The 16,908-nt window shown below is 68.4% G+C and carries 15 protein-coding genes; 13 read left to right on the forward strand and 2 right to left on the reverse strand.

The genetic code is table 11. The features are described 5' to 3' along the window. The 4 genes from K9D12_RS05605 to K9D12_RS05620 form a co-directional block, all read left to right on the forward strand. Window positions 1-316: lysoplasmalogenase family protein (locus K9D12_RS05605; protein WP_223059687.1), on the forward strand; the 316-nt coding region annotated here is incomplete at its 5' end. A 36-nt stretch (window positions 317-352) separates the two neighbouring features. Continuing rightward, window positions 353-838: a hypothetical protein gene (locus K9D12_RS05610; RefSeq protein WP_129664023.1), complete on the forward strand. Its 486-nt coding sequence runs from the start codon at window positions 353-355 to the stop codon at window positions 836-838. A gap of 132 nt (window positions 839-970) precedes the next feature. Then, window positions 971-1,423 (forward strand): hypothetical protein, encoded by a 453-nt coding sequence (locus tag K9D12_RS05615; protein WP_129664021.1) that lies wholly within the window; start codon window positions 971-973, stop codon window positions 1,421-1,423. Window position 1,424: 1 nt separating this feature from the next. Beyond that, window positions 1,425-1,619, forward strand: a complete 195-nt coding sequence (locus K9D12_RS05620) for a helix-turn-helix transcriptional regulator (protein ID WP_047310542.1) — start codon at window positions 1,425-1,427, stop codon at window positions 1,617-1,619. On the opposite strand, the gene K9D12_RS05625 is transcribed toward K9D12_RS05620, so the two are convergent. Then, complete coding sequence (locus tag K9D12_RS05625; protein WP_225910973.1) at window positions 1,616-2,062, reverse strand: hypothetical protein; 447 nt, start codon at window positions 2,060-2,062, stop codon at window positions 1,616-1,618. The two genes, K9D12_RS05620 and K9D12_RS05625, sit on opposite strands and share 4 nt — an antisense overlap. Next, on the reverse strand, window positions 2,062-3,108 hold the full coding sequence (locus tag K9D12_RS05630; RefSeq protein ID WP_129664019.1) for a 6-phosphofructokinase: 1,047 nt from the start codon (window positions 3,106-3,108) through the stop codon (window positions 2,062-2,064). Before K9D12_RS05630 ends, K9D12_RS05625 begins: the two co-directional genes overlap by 1 nt. A gap of 157 nt (window positions 3,109-3,265) precedes the next feature. Between K9D12_RS05630 and K9D12_RS05635 the strand changes: the two genes are divergently transcribed. From K9D12_RS05635 to K9D12_RS05675, 9 genes are all read left to right on the forward strand, one after another. Continuing rightward, the gene (locus K9D12_RS05635; protein WP_129664017.1) at window positions 3,266-7,177 is read left to right on the forward strand and encodes a Pls/PosA family non-ribosomal peptide synthetase; all 3,912 of its coding nucleotides are present in this window, start codon (window positions 3,266-3,268) and stop codon (window positions 7,175-7,177) included. After that, a complete protein-coding gene (locus K9D12_RS05640) occupies window positions 7,174-8,532 on the forward strand; it encodes a M1 family metallopeptidase (RefSeq protein WP_129664015.1) in 1,359 nt (452 codons plus the stop codon). The genes K9D12_RS05635 and K9D12_RS05640 overlap by 4 nt, the downstream gene beginning before the upstream one ends. Before the next feature lie 269 nt (window positions 8,533-8,801). After that, window positions 8,802-10,028, forward strand: coding sequence for a branched-chain amino acid ABC transporter substrate-binding protein (locus K9D12_RS05645; protein ID WP_047310546.1), 1,227 nt, complete (start codon window positions 8,802-8,804; stop codon window positions 10,026-10,028). A 90-nt stretch (window positions 10,029-10,118) separates the two neighbouring features. Further along, on the forward strand, window positions 10,119-11,129 hold the full coding sequence (locus K9D12_RS05650; protein ID WP_118913020.1) for a branched-chain amino acid ABC transporter permease: 1,011 nt from the start codon (window positions 10,119-10,121) through the stop codon (window positions 11,127-11,129). After that, a complete protein-coding gene (locus tag K9D12_RS05655; RefSeq protein WP_047310547.1) occupies window positions 11,126-12,304 on the forward strand; it encodes a branched-chain amino acid ABC transporter permease in 1,179 nt (392 codons plus the stop codon). Before K9D12_RS05650 ends, K9D12_RS05655 begins: the two co-directional genes overlap by 4 nt. Continuing rightward, window positions 12,301-13,260: an ABC transporter ATP-binding protein gene (locus K9D12_RS05660; RefSeq protein ID WP_129664013.1), complete on the forward strand. Its 960-nt coding sequence runs from the start codon at window positions 12,301-12,303 to the stop codon at window positions 13,258-13,260. The genes K9D12_RS05655 and K9D12_RS05660 overlap by 4 nt, the downstream gene beginning before the upstream one ends. Then, entirely contained in the window at window positions 13,247-13,960 is a 714-nt protein-coding gene (locus K9D12_RS05665; RefSeq protein WP_129664011.1) for an ABC transporter ATP-binding protein, read from the forward strand. The genes K9D12_RS05660 and K9D12_RS05665 overlap by 14 nt, the downstream gene beginning before the upstream one ends. Window positions 13,961-14,079: 119 nt before the next feature. Then, on the forward strand, window positions 14,080-14,925 hold the full coding sequence (locus K9D12_RS05670) for a thioesterase family protein (protein WP_129664009.1): 846 nt from the start codon (window positions 14,080-14,082) through the stop codon (window positions 14,923-14,925). Window positions 14,926-15,300: 375 nt separating this feature from the next. Continuing rightward, window positions 15,301-16,896, forward strand: a complete 1,596-nt coding sequence (locus K9D12_RS05675; RefSeq protein WP_129664007.1) for an aldehyde dehydrogenase family protein — start codon at window positions 15,301-15,303, stop codon at window positions 16,894-16,896. The last annotated feature ends 12 nt before the right edge of the window (window positions 16,897-16,908 follow it).

The raw sequence follows: 16,908 nt of genomic DNA on the forward strand, positions 1-16,908 counted from the left end.
GGCCCCCCCCCGCCCCCCCGCCGCCGGCGGGGGGCCCCCCCCCCCCCCCCCCGGCAGCACACCCGGCCCCGTCGTCGCTGGGTACGGTGTCCTGCTCGCCTCGATGGCGGCTCTGTCGCAGGGGGCACCGGCGGGCACCGGCCCCTTCGCGGCGATCCGCATCGGGGGCCCACTGTTCCTCGTCTCCGACGCAGTCATCGTCGCGCGGCAACTGTTGCCCGAGGGGCCTAGCCGCGACGTCGCAGACGGCATCGTCATGTCCACCTACACGGCAGCCCTGGGCCTCCTCGTCGACGGCACGGCACGCCTGCGGTAATGCTCGCAGTAGGCTCGTCGGCCGTAGGCTGACGGCATGGCCCTTCAGATCGACTATTTCGCCGCCGCGACCGACGAGGAGGCCGCTCGCACGGTCGATCTCGAATCCGGCCTGCGCTCCCTCCCCTTCGACGACGAGTCCGATTCCGCTGCACCCGAGTACGACGTCGTCGCGAGTCAGGACGTCGACCCGGGCCTCGCGCTCGGCTACCTCAACGAGCTGCTCACGGGAGTCCCCGTCGAGGAGTTCCTCGACTCGGGCTGGCCCGCACCGGTGGCCGTCAGCGCCGACGAACAGAAGTTCGTTCTCCAGGTCGATCCGGGGTTCGTGGCGCTCATGTCGACGCGCGAGGCTCCGTTCGACGGGCTGGCCGCCCAGTGGGCCGCCGTCGAAGCACCCGAGGACGCCGACGAGTGGAACCCTCGCCCGCGTGATCTCGCCGACTTCCTCGCCGAGTTCGTCGCTCTGACGCTACGCGCGCAGGACGAGGGCAAGCACATCTACTGCTGGCTCTGGCCCTGATCCCCACCCGAGGATTCTCGGCGTTCGAACAACGCCGGCTTCGGGCTGACCCTTGACCGCGATGTCAAACACGCTTTACTGTAAAGGAACCTTAACAGTAAAGCGTGTTTGACATCGCGAAGAGGAGTCATCATGACCACGCAGAGCACCTGGGGCACCACACGTTCGGGCCGTTCACCCTGGCCGGGAGCCATCGGAATCGGCGTCGCAGTGGCCGCCGTCCTCGGCCTCGCCGCCTGGGCGTTCGCCAGCAGTACCAACGGCGTCGTGTACGGCATCGTTCTCGCCGCCGCGTCCTTCATGCCGGGTCTCGCGCTCGGGTGGATCCTCGTCGTCGACCGCCGCACCGTGAAGGGCGCGGTGCGCAACCCGGAGGAGTCGGTCGAAGCGCAGTGGTACGACCGGGCGACGCGCGGTACCTTCCACGACCTGCTCGCCGTCATGGGCCTCACCGCGATGGCACTGAGCGTCGTGCCGCAGTGGCGCGACGGACTCACCGCGTCGGACGCCCTCCTCGCCTGCATGGTCTTCGCCGCTGCGGACGTCAGCGTGCGCTACCTGCTCATTAAGCGACGCGAGAGCTGACGTGGAGAACAATCTGCCCGCGCTGCGCGCCGAGCGCGGCTGGTCGCAACAGCGGCTGGCCGACGAGCTCGGCGTCTCGCGACAGACCGTCATCTCGATCGAGAAGGGACGCTACGACGCCTCGCTCCCCCTGGCGTTCAGCCTCGCGCGCGTCTTCACGTGCCGCATCGAGGACATCTTCACGCCCGAGGGCTAGAGCTCGGAAAGCCCCAGCGTCTCGTAGGCGTGCCAGGCCGGCTCCTCGTAGGGGTGCGCCGCCAGGACGGCGTCGACGACGCGGCGAGCGTCAGGCCGAGGCACGACCATCTCGACGCGCATCTCGTCGACGACCTCCGGCTCACCGACCCGACCGATCGTCGGGCGGGCCCCGACCTGCGGCTCGAATCGCCCTTCACCTGCCGCGCTGAACGAGCAGGCCCGGTAGTCACCGATCGCCCCCGCGCCGGCGCTGGCCGCCGCCCGTCGAACACGGTCGGCAGCCTCCCGCGGCACGAACACCACGACGACGACCAGCCCGCCCGAACGCGAACGATCCTGACGGGCCGGAGCGGCAACGGTGCCCACCTGGCGCGACTCAGCGGACTCGTCGCCCACCATTCCGAGGTAGGCGAGCGCCGTCCGCACGAACCTCGACGCCATCAGCCGAAGAGGACGGCGACGTCGTCCCACTGCTCACGCGGGACCCTCTTGAGTTCCTTGGTGGCCTCGTCCATCGGCACCGTCTCGATGTCGATTCCCTTGAGCGCCACCATCTGCCCCCACTTGCGCTGCATCACCGCGTCGATGGCGGCGTGCCCGAACCGGGTGGCGAGCACACGGTCGTACGCCGTCGGTACACCGCCGCGCTGCAGATGGCCGAGCGTCGCAGCGCGCGTCTCGATGCCGGTCTTCGCCTCGATGAGCGGCGCGAGCGCCTCGCCGATACCACCCAGACGCGGACGCCCGGCGGCATCGAGGCCGCGCTCGGCGACGATGTTCTCCGACTCGCCGCGGTCGTTCTTGAGCTGGAAGCCCTCGGAGACGACGACGACAGGCGCGCGACCGCGGGCCTGAGTCAGGCGCACCCACTCGGCGATCTGCTCGAGCGTCACCGACACCTCGGGGATGAGGATGGCGTGCGCGCCACTCGCGATACCGGCGTGCAGCGCGATCCAGCCGACGTGGCGGCCCATGACCTCCACGACCATGCACCGGTGGTGCGCCTCGGTGGTCGTGCGCAGACGGTCGATCGACTCCGTGGCGATCGAGACCGCCGTGTCGAAACCGAAGGTGTAGTCCGTGCCGGACAGGTCGTTGTCGATGGTCTTCGGGACGCCGACGATGGGGAGCCCGTCGATCGCGAGCCGCGCGGCGCCCGAGAGCGTGCCCTCGCCGCCGATGGCGATGACGGCCTCGATGCCGTGGCGATCCATGACCTCACGGATCGCCTTCGGCCCGCCCACGCCGTCAATACCGTTATAGGGGTGCGTGCGGGACGTGCCGAGAATCGTGCCGCCCTCCTTGGAGAGCCCTCGCACGCGCCGACGCGGCAGCGGCGAGATGTCGTCGACGATGAGCCCGCGCCATCCGTCACGGATACCGACGAACTCCTGCTCGTAGATCTTGTCACCCTTCATCACGGCGCCGCGGATGACGGCGTTGAGTCCGGGGCAGTCGCCTCCGCTGGTGAGAATGCCGATGCTCATGGTTCCAGTCTCACGCATTCGCCCCGGCGGGACGAATGGAGGCGGCGGCGTCTCTCCCACCGGACGCCCCGCCCAGCCACCGGCTAGCGCAGTGATTCGGCTCACCGGTGCGGCTCATGTCACCTCCAGGTCATCTGGAGGTAGGACAATGCGCCTCATGACGAGCGATTCACCCGAAAGTACGCTGCTGCGGGCCGACCGGGCACCCGCGCCACGAACGCTCGTCGACATCCTGCGCGAGACGGTGGCCGCCAACCCGGACGCGCCGGCCGTGGACAACGGCGTCGACGTTATGACGTACGCCGAGTTCGCCGACGCCGCAGAGCAGTTCGCCGACGCCCTACACGAGATGGGTATCGGCTCCGGCGAGCGGATCGGCATCCGCATCCCGTCCGGAACGCTCGACCTCTACGTCGCGATCGCCGGCACCCTCGTCGCTGGATGCGCCTACGTCCCGGTCGATTTCGACGATCCTGACGAGCGCGCCGACACCGTCTTCGGTGAGGCCGACGTCGCCGCCATCGCGGGCAAGGACCTCGTCATCAGCCCCCGCGAACACGAGCACGCGGACGACGGCAACACCCACACCGGCGACCCGGGCCTCACCGACGACGCATGGATCATCTTCACGTCGGGTTCCACGGGCAAGCCCAAGGGCGTCGCCGTGACGCACCGCAACGCCGCCGCCTTCGTCGACGCCGAAGCGAACCTCTTCCTCCAGGACGCCCCCATCGGCCCGGGCGACCGCGTCATGGCGGGCTTGTCCGTCGCGTTCGACGCGAGCTGCGAGGAGATCTGGCTCGCGTGGCGTTACGGGGCCTGCCTCGTGCCCGCGCCGCGCAGCCTCGTGAAGTCCGGCATGGATCTCGGCCCGTGGCTGAGCGCCAACGACATCACCGTCATCTCGACCGTGCCGACGCTCGTCGCGCTCTGGCCGCACGAGGCGCTGGCCGAGGTACGCCTGCTCATCCTCGGCGGAGAGGCCTGCCCGCCCGAGATCGGCGCGCGCCTGGCGAACGAGCGACGCGAGGTGTGGAACACCTACGGCCCCACCGAGGCCACCGTCGTCGCGTGTGCCGCGCAGCTGACGGGCGAACCACCCGTGCGCATCGGCCTGCCGCTGGACGGCTGGGATCTCGCCGTCGTCGACGGCGAGGGCAACCCCGTGCCCGAGGGCGAGCCCGGCGAGCTCATCATCGGCGGCGTCGGGCTCGCCCGCTACCTCGACCCGGCCAAGGATGCAGAGAAGTACGCCCCCATGCCGACGCTCGGCTGGGAGCGCGCCTACCGCAGCGGCGACATCGTCGTGAACGACCCACAGGGCCTGGTCTTCAACGGCCGCGCCGACGACCAGATCAAGCTCGGCGGCCGGCGCATCGAGCTCGGCGAGATCGACTCGAACCTCCTCCAGCTTCCCGGAGTGAGCGGCGCAGCCGCTGCAGTGCGTACCTCCCAGACCGGCAACAAGCTTCTCGTCGGCTACCTCACCGTCGAGGACGGTTTCGACCGCAAGGCCGCCACCGCTCATCTGCGCGAGACCATGCCCGCCGCGCTCGTGCCTCAACTCGCGGTCGTCGACACGCTGCCGACGCGCACCTCCGGCAAGATCGACCGCGACGCCCTGCCGTGGCCGCTCGAGATGGCCTCCGACGACGAGGACGGCGCCTTCACCGGCACCGCGGCCCGCCTTCGCGAGCTCTACACCGCCATCCTCGGCGCACCGCCGGCCTCCCCCGAGGACAACTTCTTCGACCTTGGCGGCGGTTCGCTCAGCGCCGCCCAACTCGTCGCCCGCGTCCGCGAGACGCACCCCGAGTTCACGGTCGCCGACGTCTACGAGAACGAGTCGATCGCCGAGCTCGCCGCCGCGATCGACGCGATGGATTCGCCGACCACGCGCCTCAACGACGACGTGGTCCGGGTGCGACGCAGTACCCAGACGATGCAGGTGGTCGCCTCCCTCGCCGTCCGGCAGTTCTCCGCGCTGCGGTGGCTGACGTGGCTCGGAGCGGGCGCGAACCTCGCCCACGCCGTCGGACTCGCGTGGATTCCGACGCTCGACTGGTTCTGGATCGCCCTCGGCTGGGTGCTCTTCGTCGCGCCGCCGGGACGCATGATCCTCGCCGCGCTCGCCGCCCGCGTCATCCTGCGGGGCGTGCAGCCCGGCGCCTACACCCGTGGTGGACGCACCCACCTGCGCGTCTGGCTCGCCGAGCGTCTGGCCGACGAACTCGGGGCGACGACGCTCGCGGGCGCTCCCCTCGTGAAGTTCTACGCACGACTGCTCGGCTGCGACATCCGCAAACACGTCGACCTGCACAGCCTGCCTCCGGTCACCGGCCTGCTCACGCTCGGCAAGGGCTGCTCGGTCGAGCCCGAGGTGGAACTGCGCGGGCACTGGATCGACGGCGACGTCTTCCACCTCGGGCGCATCGAGGTGGGCGCGAACGCCCGGGTCGGCACCCGCTCGACGCTCCTGCCGGGCGCACGCATCGGCAAGCGTGCCGAGGTGGCCCCCGGTTCTGGCGTCTTCGGCGACGTCCACGCCGGTGAACTGTGGTCGGGAGCGCCGGCCGTCCACATCGGCGAGGCACGCGGCCCGTGGGAGGACGAGGCGCCGCCGAACAAGCCGATCTGGCTCGGCGCCTACGCCGCCTCCGGTATCGCAGCCTCCCTCGTGCCCGCCGTCGGGGCCGCAGCCGGCATCGCCGTCTGCTGGCCGTGGCTGAAGGACGCCGACTCGGTCGCCGACCTCGCTCGCATCACCGCGATCGGCGTCGTGCCCGCCACCCTCGTCGGATTCGTCACGACGGCCCTCGTCATCCTGGGCGCCGTGCGCCTGCTCGGCCACGGTCTGCGCGAGGGCTACCACCCGATCCACGGCGGCCAGGGCTGGCGCGCGTGGACGACGATCCGCCTCCTCGACGAGGCCCGCACCTGGCTCTTCCCGCTCTACTCGAGCACCCTCACGCCCGTCTGGCTGCGTGCGCTCGGCGCCCGCATCGGCAAGGAGGTCGAGGCCTCGACCGTGCTCATGCTCCCGAAGATGGCCGACATCGGCGCCGGGTCGTTCCTCGCCGACGACACCCTCGTCGCGAACTACGAGCTCGGCGGCGGTTGGATCCGTATCGCGCCGGTCAAGGTCGGCAAGGGCGCCTTCCTCGGAAACTCCGGTATGGCCGCGCCCGGCCGCAAGGTGCCCAAGCGCGGACTCGTCGCGGTCCTCTCTGCGGCACCCGCTCGCGGCAGCGCGAAAAAGGGCACGAGCTGGCTCGGCTCTCCCCCGCAGCGCCTACGACGCGAGGCCGGCGAGTCCGACACGAGCCGCACCACCGCGCCGCCGCAGCGCCTGCGCGTGGCCCGCGCCGTCGTCGAGGCACTGCGCATCGTGCCGCAGAGCCTCCACTCGGCGCTCATCGCGGGATCGGCCCTCACGATGCTCGCCGTCGCCGACCGCTTCAGCTGGCTCGTCGCCGCCCTCACCGGAGGCTGCGTCCTCGTCGTGGCTGGGGCCCTCGGCGGCCTCTCGGCCGTCGTCGCGAAGTGGCTTCTCGTGGGCCGGCTGCGCGTCACGGAGTACCCGCTGTGGAGTTCGTTCGTGTGGCGCAACGAGCTCGCCGACACCTTCACCGAGGTCATCGCGGCACCGTGGCTCATCCGCGCGAACGCGGGCACGCCGGTGCTCAACCTCTGGCTGCGCCTCATGGGCGCGAAGATCGGCCACGGCGTGTGGTGCGAGACGTACTGGCTGCCCGAGGCCGACCTCATCCGCCTCGGCGACGGAGCCTGCGTCAACGCGGGCTGTGTCGTGCAGACCCACCTCTTCCACGACCGCATCCTCGCCATGGACACCGTCACCCTCGGCGACGGCGCCACCCTGGGGCCCAACAGTGTCGTGCTCCCCGCAGCCGCGCTGGGCCGTCACGCTACGGTGGGGCCGACGTCGCTCGTCATGCGTGGCGAGAGCGTCCCCGACAAGACCCGCTGGCTCGGTAACCCCATCGGCCCGTGGCTCGAGGACGACGACGACACCCCGGAAACCACCCGTGAACGGAGCGCACGAGCATGAGACGCCACCACACCCCCACCGGCGGCGCCGACCCGTACGTGCCCGGACACGGCGACACGACGTTCGGGGTCGACGCCTACGACCTCACGCTCGACTACTCCCCAGCCGGCAACCACCTTGACGCCAAGGCCGTGCTGACGTGCCGCATCGCCGAGGACGTCACCGAGCCCGTGGCACGCATCGAGCTCGACCTGCACAGCCGACTCAAGGTGACGAAGCTCGCCGTCGCCGGCGCCCGCGTCGGACGGTACGGCCACGACCACTCGCGCCTGTTCGTCCGTTTCGCGCAGCCCCTCGCGGCCGGCACGCCGTTCACGGTGACGGTGGCCTACAAGGGCTCGCCCGGCCCCATGCGCGGCCTCGACGGCGACGCAGGCTGGGAGGAGCTGACGGACGGCGTCATCGTCGCGTCCCAGCCCCACGGCTCGCCGACGTGGTTCCCGTGCAATGACCGCGCCGCGGACAAGGCCACGTACCGCTTCGTCGTGACGACCGATTCCGACTACGCCGTCGTCGCCAACGGCTCGCTCGTACGCCGCCGTCAGGCCGGACGTCGCACGACGTGGACCTACGAGTGCCCCAGCCCGATGTCGCCCTATCTCGCGACGCTGCAGATGGGCCAGTACGAAACGAAGCAGCTGCGCACCTCGCCGTCCGACGTGCGCCTCGTCTACCCGCCGCGCCTGCGCGAGGCCGTGCGCACCGCGTACGCCGACCAGGTGCACATGATCGACTTCTTCTCCTCACGCTTCGGCGACTACCCCTTCGACGGCTACACCGTCGTCATCACCGACGACGACCTCGAGATCCCGCTCGAGTCGCAGACCCTCTCGACGTTCGGCGCGAACTTCACGAACCGCTCGTGGGATGCCCAGCGCCTCATCGCGCACGAGCTCGCCCATCAGTGGTTCGGCAACGCCGTCACCTCATCGGCGTGGGAGGACATCTGGTTGCACGAGGGCTTCGCCTGCTACAGCGAGTGGCTGTGGAGCGAGGAGGCGGGGCTCGCGACGGCCATCCAGCGCGCCCACGAGCACCACGGGCGCCTGTCGCGGCTGCCGCAGGATCTGCGCCTGCAGGATCCGGGGCCGGACGACATGTTCGACGACCGTGTCTACAAGCGGGGCGCCCTGACGCTGCACGCGCTGCGCACCCTCCTCGGCGACGAGGCCTTCTTCGGCCTCCTTCGCCGCTGGGTGACCGAGCACCGGTATGCCACGGTGACGACGGCCGACTTCATCGCTCTCGCCGAGCAGGTCGCCGGTCAGGATCTCGGCGAGTTCTTCGACGCGTGGCTCCGAGCGCTACCAATTCCCTCGTTGCCGTCACTCCCGCTCTCCGGCCCCCGCGTCTGAGGCTTCGCGCGACGTTTCTCGAGCGAGGAATTCCCCATCTTCATCGTTGGAGTTTCTCGCTCAGATCCATCCAATTCCACTGCGGTGCAGCCAAATAAAGCACGGTGAAAACAAACATAGTTCGGCAACTAATCCGTTTTTCTCGGGCTTTGCCGTAACAAGAAGGTCACAACAGCATTCATCAGAAGTTGCACCGCCATAAACCGTTCTAGTCTCCTCTCACTATCAGCGGGTCGCCTTTCGGCCCCTTCTGCGTGGGAGAAACCACCGTGAACGCAAAGCTCACCTACCGTGTCGCCGGCCTCGGCGCGGCTGCCGCACTCGCCCTCACCGGGTGCGCCAACGACAGTTCGAAGACCTCGAACTCCTCCGAGAGCGGTGGCGCCTCGGGCGTCAACCTCCCGGCCGTCCAGACGGTCGACACCCCCAAGTCGCCCGTCATGCCCAAGGGTGACGGCAAGGCCAAGTGCTCCAACGTCACGATCGGCTACGTCGGCGCTGTGACGGGCGACAACGCCCAGCTCGGCGTCAACATCTACAACGGCATCCAGACCGCCATCAACGAGCACAACCAGGCGAACAAGGACTGCCAGGTCAAGTTCGAGAAGCTCGACACCGAAGGCAGCCCCGACAAGGCTCCGGGCCCGGTCACGACCATGGCCAACAAGTCGCAGGTCGTCGGTGTCGTCGGTCTGCCGTTCTCCGGTGAGTCCAACGCCACGGGCAACATCTTCGAGAGCAAGGGCCTCGTGCACATCACGCCGGCCGCCACGCTCCCGGAGCTGACGACGAAGGGCTGGAAGACCTTCTTCCGCGGCCTCGGCAACGACTCGGTCCAGGGCCCGGCTGCCGCCAAGCTCATGACCGAGAAGCTCAAGGCCGAGAAGGTCTTCGTCGTGCAGGACGACTCGCCCTACGGTGTCGGCCTCGGCGGCGAGACCACGAAGGCCCTCGGCGACAAGCAGGTCGGCTCCGACAAGGTGACGACCAAGCAGAAGGACTTCTCGGCCACCGTCACGAAGATCATGAACGCCAAGCCGGACGCGGTGTTCTACGCCGGCTACTACGCGGAGGCCTCGCCGTTCGCGCAGCAGCTTCGCGCCAAGGGCTTCAAGGGCAGCTTCGTCGGCCCGGACGGCGTGAAGGACAACGAGTTCATCAAGCAGGCCGGTTCGGCCTCTGACGGCGCGTACTTCACCTGCCCGTGCATCCCGGGTGAGCTCATCAAGGACTTCAACGACGCCTACAAGAAGACCGCGAACAACGCCGCCCCCGGTACGTACTCCATCGAGGGCTACGACGCCGCCACCGTGCTCCTCGCGGGCATCGACGCCGGCAAGACGGACCGCAAGTCGCTCCTCGAGTGGGTCAAGACCTACGACAAGGACGGCCTGAGCAAGCACTACAAGTGGGACGACAAGGGCGAGCTCGCCAAGCCCGACGTCTACGGCTACAAGGTCGAGGGCGGCAAGATCGTCCCCATCGGCAAGATCTGATCCGCTCCACCCACCACGGTCGACGCCGCCCGCCAGCCCTGATCGGGCCCAGTGCGGGCGGCGTCTGCCGGTGAGTACGAAAGCATCACCATGCTCAGTGCCCTGCTTCCCATGGCAGAGTCGGGTTCGACGCAGTGGCTCAGTTTCGACTGGAACGCCCTCATCTCCAACCTCGGCCCGGCCACGATCGACGGTCTGACGTTCGGCGCCATCTACGCGCTCGTCGCCCTCGGTTACACGCTCGTCTACGGCGTGCTCAACCTCATCAACTTCGCCCACTCCGAGGTGTTCATCGTCGGCGCGTACGGCGTGATCTTCACGCTCTCGGCGCTCGGCTTCAACGGTTCACCGCCGAACCTCGGCATCGGGCCGATCATCCTCAACCTGTTGCTCGCCATGATCGTGGGCATGATCGCGTCGTGTACGACGGCCGTCGCCGTCGAGCGCCTCGCGTACAAGCCGCTGCGCAAGCGCAACGCGCCCCGCCTCGTCTTCCTCATCACCGCGATCGGCGTCAGCTTCGTCATCCAGTACGCGATCTTCGCCTTCCACAGCAAGAACGCGGAGCCGGCCGTCACGATGTTCACGCCGAAGCCGATCTTCGACTTGGGCGGCACCATCATCGACAGCCAGCAGCTGACGATCATCATCGCGGCCGTCGTCATGATGATCGCGGTCGATCGCTTCATCGCGAAGTCGAAGACGGGCCGCGGCATCCGCGCCGTCGCGCAGGACCCGGCAACCTCGACGCTCATGGGCGTCAACTCCGAGCGCATCATCCTCGCGACGTTCGCCATCGGTGGTCTCCTCGCCGGTGCAGCCGCACTGTTCTACGTCATGAAGGTGCCCTCGGGCGTCATCTACAACGGTGGCTTCCTCCTCGGCCTGCAGGCGTTCGCCGCAGCCGTGCTCGGTGGTATCGGCAACATCCGCGGCGCCCTCGTCGGCGGTCTCGTCATCGGTGTGATCAGCAACTACGCGCCGTTCCTGCTCGGTGACTCCAACTGGTCGCAGGTCGTCGTCTTCGCCGTCCTCGTCCTCGTCCTCGTCGTGCGCCCGCAGGGTCTGCTCGGCCAGACCCTCGGAAGGAGCAAGGCATGAGCACCGTCGCCGAGTCGTCCGAGACGACGAAGACCGACAAGGTCACGTTCATGCAGCGCTGGCACATGCTGGAGCGTTGGCAGCAATGGGCGGCGCTCATCGTCGTCGCATTGGCGCTCTACCTCCTGCCGGTGCTCAACCCGCCGATCATCTCCACCGACGGCGGCGGCTCCGACTTCTCCATCGCGTGCTTCGACATGGCGCGCATGGCTCTCATCGCGGTCGGCCTCAACATCGTCATCGGTTACGCGGGTCTGCTCGACCTCGGGTACGTGGCGTTCTTCGCGGTCGGCAACTACGTCGCGGCCATGCTGACGAGCCCCGACAGCCCCTACCTCAAGATCCCCTACCTGTGGACGCTGCCGGTCGCGGTCATCGTCACGATGATCTTCGGTGTGCTGCTCGGTGTTCCGACGCTGCGTCTGCGCGGCGACTACCTCGCCATCGTCACGCTCGGCTTCGGTGAGATCGTCCGCCTGCTCGCCACGATCATCCCGGCCATGCGTGGCCAGGAGGGCTTCAGCAAGGTCGGCGCTCCCCCCGGTACCGCGTCCGACGGCACGCCGCTGTTCACGAACAGCAACGGTCTGCCCTGGTACTGGCTGACGCTCACCGTGCTCCTGCTCGTCATGATCCTCGTCGGCAACCTCGAGCGTTCGCGCGTCGGCCGCTCCTGGATCGCCATCCGCGAGGACGAAGACGCAGCCGAGACGATGGGTGTGCCCACGTTCAAGTACAAGGTCTGGGCGTTCGCGCTCGGCGCCGGTCTCGGTGGCCTCTCCGGCGCGCTGTTCGCCGGTCAGATCGGCTTCGTCAACAACGCGAAGTTCGACGTCGTCACCTCGATGCTGTTCGTCGCCGCCGTCATCCTCGGTGGTAGCGGCAACAAGGTGGGTGCGGCCATCGGTGGCGCCATCGTCGCGTACCTTCCGGTGCGCTTCACCGGCATCGCCGAGTACAAGTACCTCATCTTCGGTATCGCACTCATCCTGCTCATGCTGTTCCGCAGCGAGGGCCTCATGCCGGCTCGTATGCACCTGCTGACGTACGCCAAGCGCGCGTACCAGAAGGCCACCGGCAAGGAAATCGTTGCCCCCGAGTCCGAGGACAACCCGTTCGCAGGGGATTCCAAGACCTTGAACCTCGCAACCGAGAAGGAGGCTGACGAGAAATGACGAACGAGCAGAACACGCCCGCCGTCGAGGAAGAGCTCGCAGCCATCGGCAGCAGCATGGAGAAGGTGAGGGAGAAGGGCGTCAAGCTCGACGACCTCGCCGAGGCCGGTGTTCCTCTCGAGGTCGCCAAGGTCATCTCCACCGACCGTGACATCGCCGTCGGTGTCGGCGAGAAGCTCGTCGAGGTGAAGAACCTGACGATGAAGTTCGGCGGCCTCACCGCCCTGGACGACGTCTCGTTCGACATCCACCGCGGTGAGATCCTCGGCCTCATCGGGCCCAACGGTGCCGGCAAGACAACCTGCTTCAACGCGATGACGGGTGTCTACAAGCCGACGAGCGGCGACGTCATCCTCGAGGACACGCGCCTCAACGGGTTGGCCAAGCACAAGATCACCCGCGCCGGTATCGCCCGAACCTTCCAGAACATCCGTCTGTTCGGTGAGATGACGGCGCTCGAGAACGTGGTCGTCGGGCTCGACGCGCGTCACCGCACCTCGGTGCCCGGTGCGCTCATCCGCTCGCCGCGTCACTTCCGCGAGGAGAAGGACGCGGTCGACCACGCCGCAGCGCTCCTCGAGTTCGTCGGCATCTCCGACTCGGCCGAGCGTCTCGCGAAGCACCTGCCCTACGGCTACCAGCGTCGTCTCGAGATCGCTCGAGCCCTCGCCACTGAGCCGAAGCTGCTGTGCCTCGACGAGCCGGCGGCCGGCTTCAACCCGGCGGAGAAGGAACAGCTCATGGAGTTGATCCGCACCATCCGCGCCGACGGGTACACCGTCCTGCTCATCGAGCACGACATGAAGCTCGTCACCGGCGTCACCGACCGCATCGTCGTGCTCGAGTTCGGGCGCAAGATCGCGGACGGCACACCGGCCGAGGTCACGAGTGACCCGAGGGTCATCACCGCCTACCTGGGCGAGGACGAGGAGGACGACGACGATGAGCTTGCTTGAGCTGAACGATGTCTCGGTGCACTACGGACGCATCCAGGCACTGCACGGCCTGACGTTCACCGTCGAGGAGGGCGAGGTCGTCTCCCTCATCGGCGCGAACGGTGCGGGCAAGACGACGACGATGAAGACCATCTCCGGTCTGCTGTCGCCGTCGTCGGGCAACATCATGTTCCAGGGTGAGGACATCACGAAGGTGAAGCCGCACCTGCGTCCGGGCCTCGGCATCTGCCAGGCGCCGGAAGGTCGCGGTGTCTTCCCCGGCATGACGGTGCGCGAGAACCTCGGCATGGGCGCCTTCGGCCGTAAGGACAAGGCCGGCATCGACGAGGACTACGACCGCGTCTTCGAGCTCTTCCCGCGCCTCAAGGAGCGCGAGAGCCAGTTCGGCGGCACGATGTCCGGTGGCGAGCAGCAGATGGTGGCCATCGCGCGTGCGCTCATGGCACGCCCGAAGCTGCTCCTGCTCGACGAGCCCTCGATGGGTCTCGCGCCGCAGTACATCCGTCAGATCTTCAAGATCATCAAGGAGATCAACGCGCAGGGCACGACGATTCTGCTCGTGGAGCAGAACGCCAACCAGGCGCTGAGCCGTTCGCACCGCGCGTTCGTGCTCGAGACGGGTTCGATCACGCGGGCCGGTACGGGCCGGGAGCTCAAGGCCGACCCGGCCATCAAGGAGGCCTACCTCGGGGTCGCCTGAGGTGAGCACCGCGTGAAGCGCGGGTGAGAGGATGCGTCCTCTCACCCGCGCTTCGTGCGTGTTCGAGGCCGAACCGGGGGCGTGGTCTGCGCCACGTCGGGGGCCGTTAGGGTGTGAGCATGGCTGCGAGCACCTCCCCCGAAACCGCCGAGTTCACGCCCCGCGAGGACGTCGACGCGTACTTCGTCCCGCTGGGCGAGCACGACGGTGGGCGGCTGTTCGAGCCGACGATCCACGTCCAGGGTGCGTGGAACGAGGCCGAGCAGCACCTCGCGGCGTCGGCCGGGCTCATCGTGCACGAGATCGAGCGTCACGAGCCGCGTGAGGGGATGCAGCTAGCGAAGGTGACGTTCGACGTCTACGGCTTCATCCCGTTGCGTCCCACCCACGTGCGCGTGCGCACGATCCGCCCCGGCCGCACGATCGAACTCGTCGAGGCCGAGTTCAGTGTCGACGGGCGCCTCATCATCGTGGCGCGCGCGTGGCGCCTGTCGGTTCAAGATTCCTCGCCGGTCGCCGGCGCCGACCTCGAACCGCTGCCTCCCATGAATGAGTGCAAGCGCGTCGACATGGGGCAGATGTGGCCCGGCGGCTTCATCCGTTCCGTCGAGCGCTTCGACGCACCTCCCGGCTACGTGCCGGGCCGCAACCGCACGTGGCTGCGCACCGACCTGCCGAGCGTCCTCGGCGAGGAGATCAGCCCCACGACGCATTTCCTGTGCGTCATCGACGGCGCGAACGGCATTGCCGTCCGAGTCGACCCGCGCGAGTGGATGTTCCCGAACGTCGACCTCACCGTCCACCTCTTCCGCCGGCCCGACCCGACGGCCACCGGCTTCGACACGACGGTTGCCATGGGCGAGAGCGGCCTCGGCGTGACGATGACGACGCTGCACGACATCCACGGCCCCGTCGGGCGCATCGCGCAGAGCCTCACCGTGCGCGAGATGCCGAGCAAGGGCTGATTCAAGGGCTGATCTGCTGCGGCGACCCGCCCCAGCATCATCGGCCCGACAACGCCAATTGTCGCGATTCGGCACACAGAATCGAATCGGCTCGCTACAGTCGTGGCACTGCAAAGCACAGGCCGTGCACGACGCCTCCCACGTTTCGAGGCGCCCGGCACGACTTCGTCGACATTGCTCCGGAACGTCATGCACCCACTTGGCCAGGAGATCGACGAGCATCCCGCCTTCGTCGGGATGTCCGCCCTTATCGCCCACCGCGATCCCGGCGTTCGATTAACCCCAATTGATGGCCGCTCACGCGTACCCGGATCACGTGTTTCGTGACTCGCTCGAGTGGCCGTCCTGCGCACCCTTCACGCGTGAGGAGTCCCTATGACTGCCCTGCCCGCCGAGCACGACACAGCGCTCGCAGCCCTGCCCAACGCCCTGCACGTCAAGCCGGGCACCGAGTGGAGTTCGGTCCTCGACCGCGCCGCCACCGCCGCCCCGGAGGCCTTCGGCGAAGGCCGCCTCAAGAACCTCGTCGGTGGTGAGTGGCTCTCCAACGGCACCGACGAGATGCTGACGAGCCCCGTCGACGGCAGCTCGCTCATCAACCTGCCGAAGCTCTCCGTCGAGGAGGCTCAGGCCGCAGTCCACGCCGCGACGCAACAGCACCGCGAGTGGCAGAACGTTCCGCTGGCCGAGCGCAAGAAGCGCGTCCTCGCCGCCGTCGAGGCGATGACCGAGGTGCGCGACGACCTCGCGCTGCTGCTCGCCTGGGAGATCGGCAAGCCGTGGCGCCTGGCCTGCGCCGATGTCGACCGCGCCCTCGACGGCGTGCGCTGGTACGTCGAGGAGATCGACTCGATGATGGACGGCCGCCGCCCGCTCGAGGGGCCGGTGAGCAACATCGCGAGCTGGAACTACCCGATGTCGGTGCTCGTGCACTCCGAGCTCGTGCAGATGCTCGCGGGCAACGCCGTCATCGCGAAGACGCCCTCACAGGGCGGCGCGACCTGCCTGACGCTCGCGCACGCGATGATGGCGCGCGAGGGACTGCCCGCGACGCTCATCTCCGGCAGCGGCGCCAACCTCTCCGAGGTGCTCGTGCGCTCACCCGAGATCGGGGCCATGGCCTTCGTCGGTGGGCGCTCGAACGGCGGCAAGATCGCCGCGCAGCTCGTCGACACCGGCAAGCGCCACATGCTCGAGCAGGAGGGCCTCAACGCCTGGGGCATCTGGAACTTCTCCGACTGGGAGGGCCTGGCCGCCCACCTCAAGAAGGGCTTCGAGTACGGCAAGCAGCGGTGCACCGCGTACCCGCGTTACGTCGTGCAACGCGAGCTGGTCGACAAGTTCCTCGAGACCTACCTGCCCATCGTGTCGGAGCTGAAGTTCGGCCACCCGCTGGCCGTCGAGAACGACGACGACGATCTGCCGGAACTCGACTTCGGCCCGATGATCAGCGCCTCCAAGGCCCGCGAGCTGAGCGAGCAGGTCGACGACGCGATGCACCGCGGCGCCGTGCCGATCTACCGTGCCGACGTCGAAGCGCGCGGGCGCTTCCTCGAGGGCCAGGACACCTCGGCCTACGTCGCCCCGACGACGCTGCTGTCGCCCGCAACGGCCAGCTCGCTCATGCACGCCGAGCCGTTCGGCCCGATCGACACGATCGTCGTCGTCGACACCGAGGCCGAGCTGCTCGCCCAGATGAACGCGTCGAACGGTGCGCTCGTGGCGAGCCTGGCCTGTGACGACGAGGTGCTCGCACGACGCCTCGCGCGCGAACTGCAGGCGTTCAAGGTCGGCATCAACAAGCCCCGCTCGCGCGGCGACAAGGCCGAGCCGTTCGGTGGGTACGGCGCCTCGTGGCTCGGCTGCTTCGTCGGCGGCGAACTGCTCGTGCAGGCCGTGACCGAGGGGCCCGAGGGCGAGATGCTCTACGGCAACTTCCCGGAGCACTCGCGCTACCCCGAGCGCAGCTGATCCGTCGCTCTC

It is taken from the genome of Dermacoccus sp. Tok2021 (genome assembly GCF_019895135.1).
GTDB classification, from domain to species: Bacteria; Actinomycetota; Actinomycetes; order Actinomycetales; family Dermatophilaceae; genus Dermacoccus; species Dermacoccus abyssi.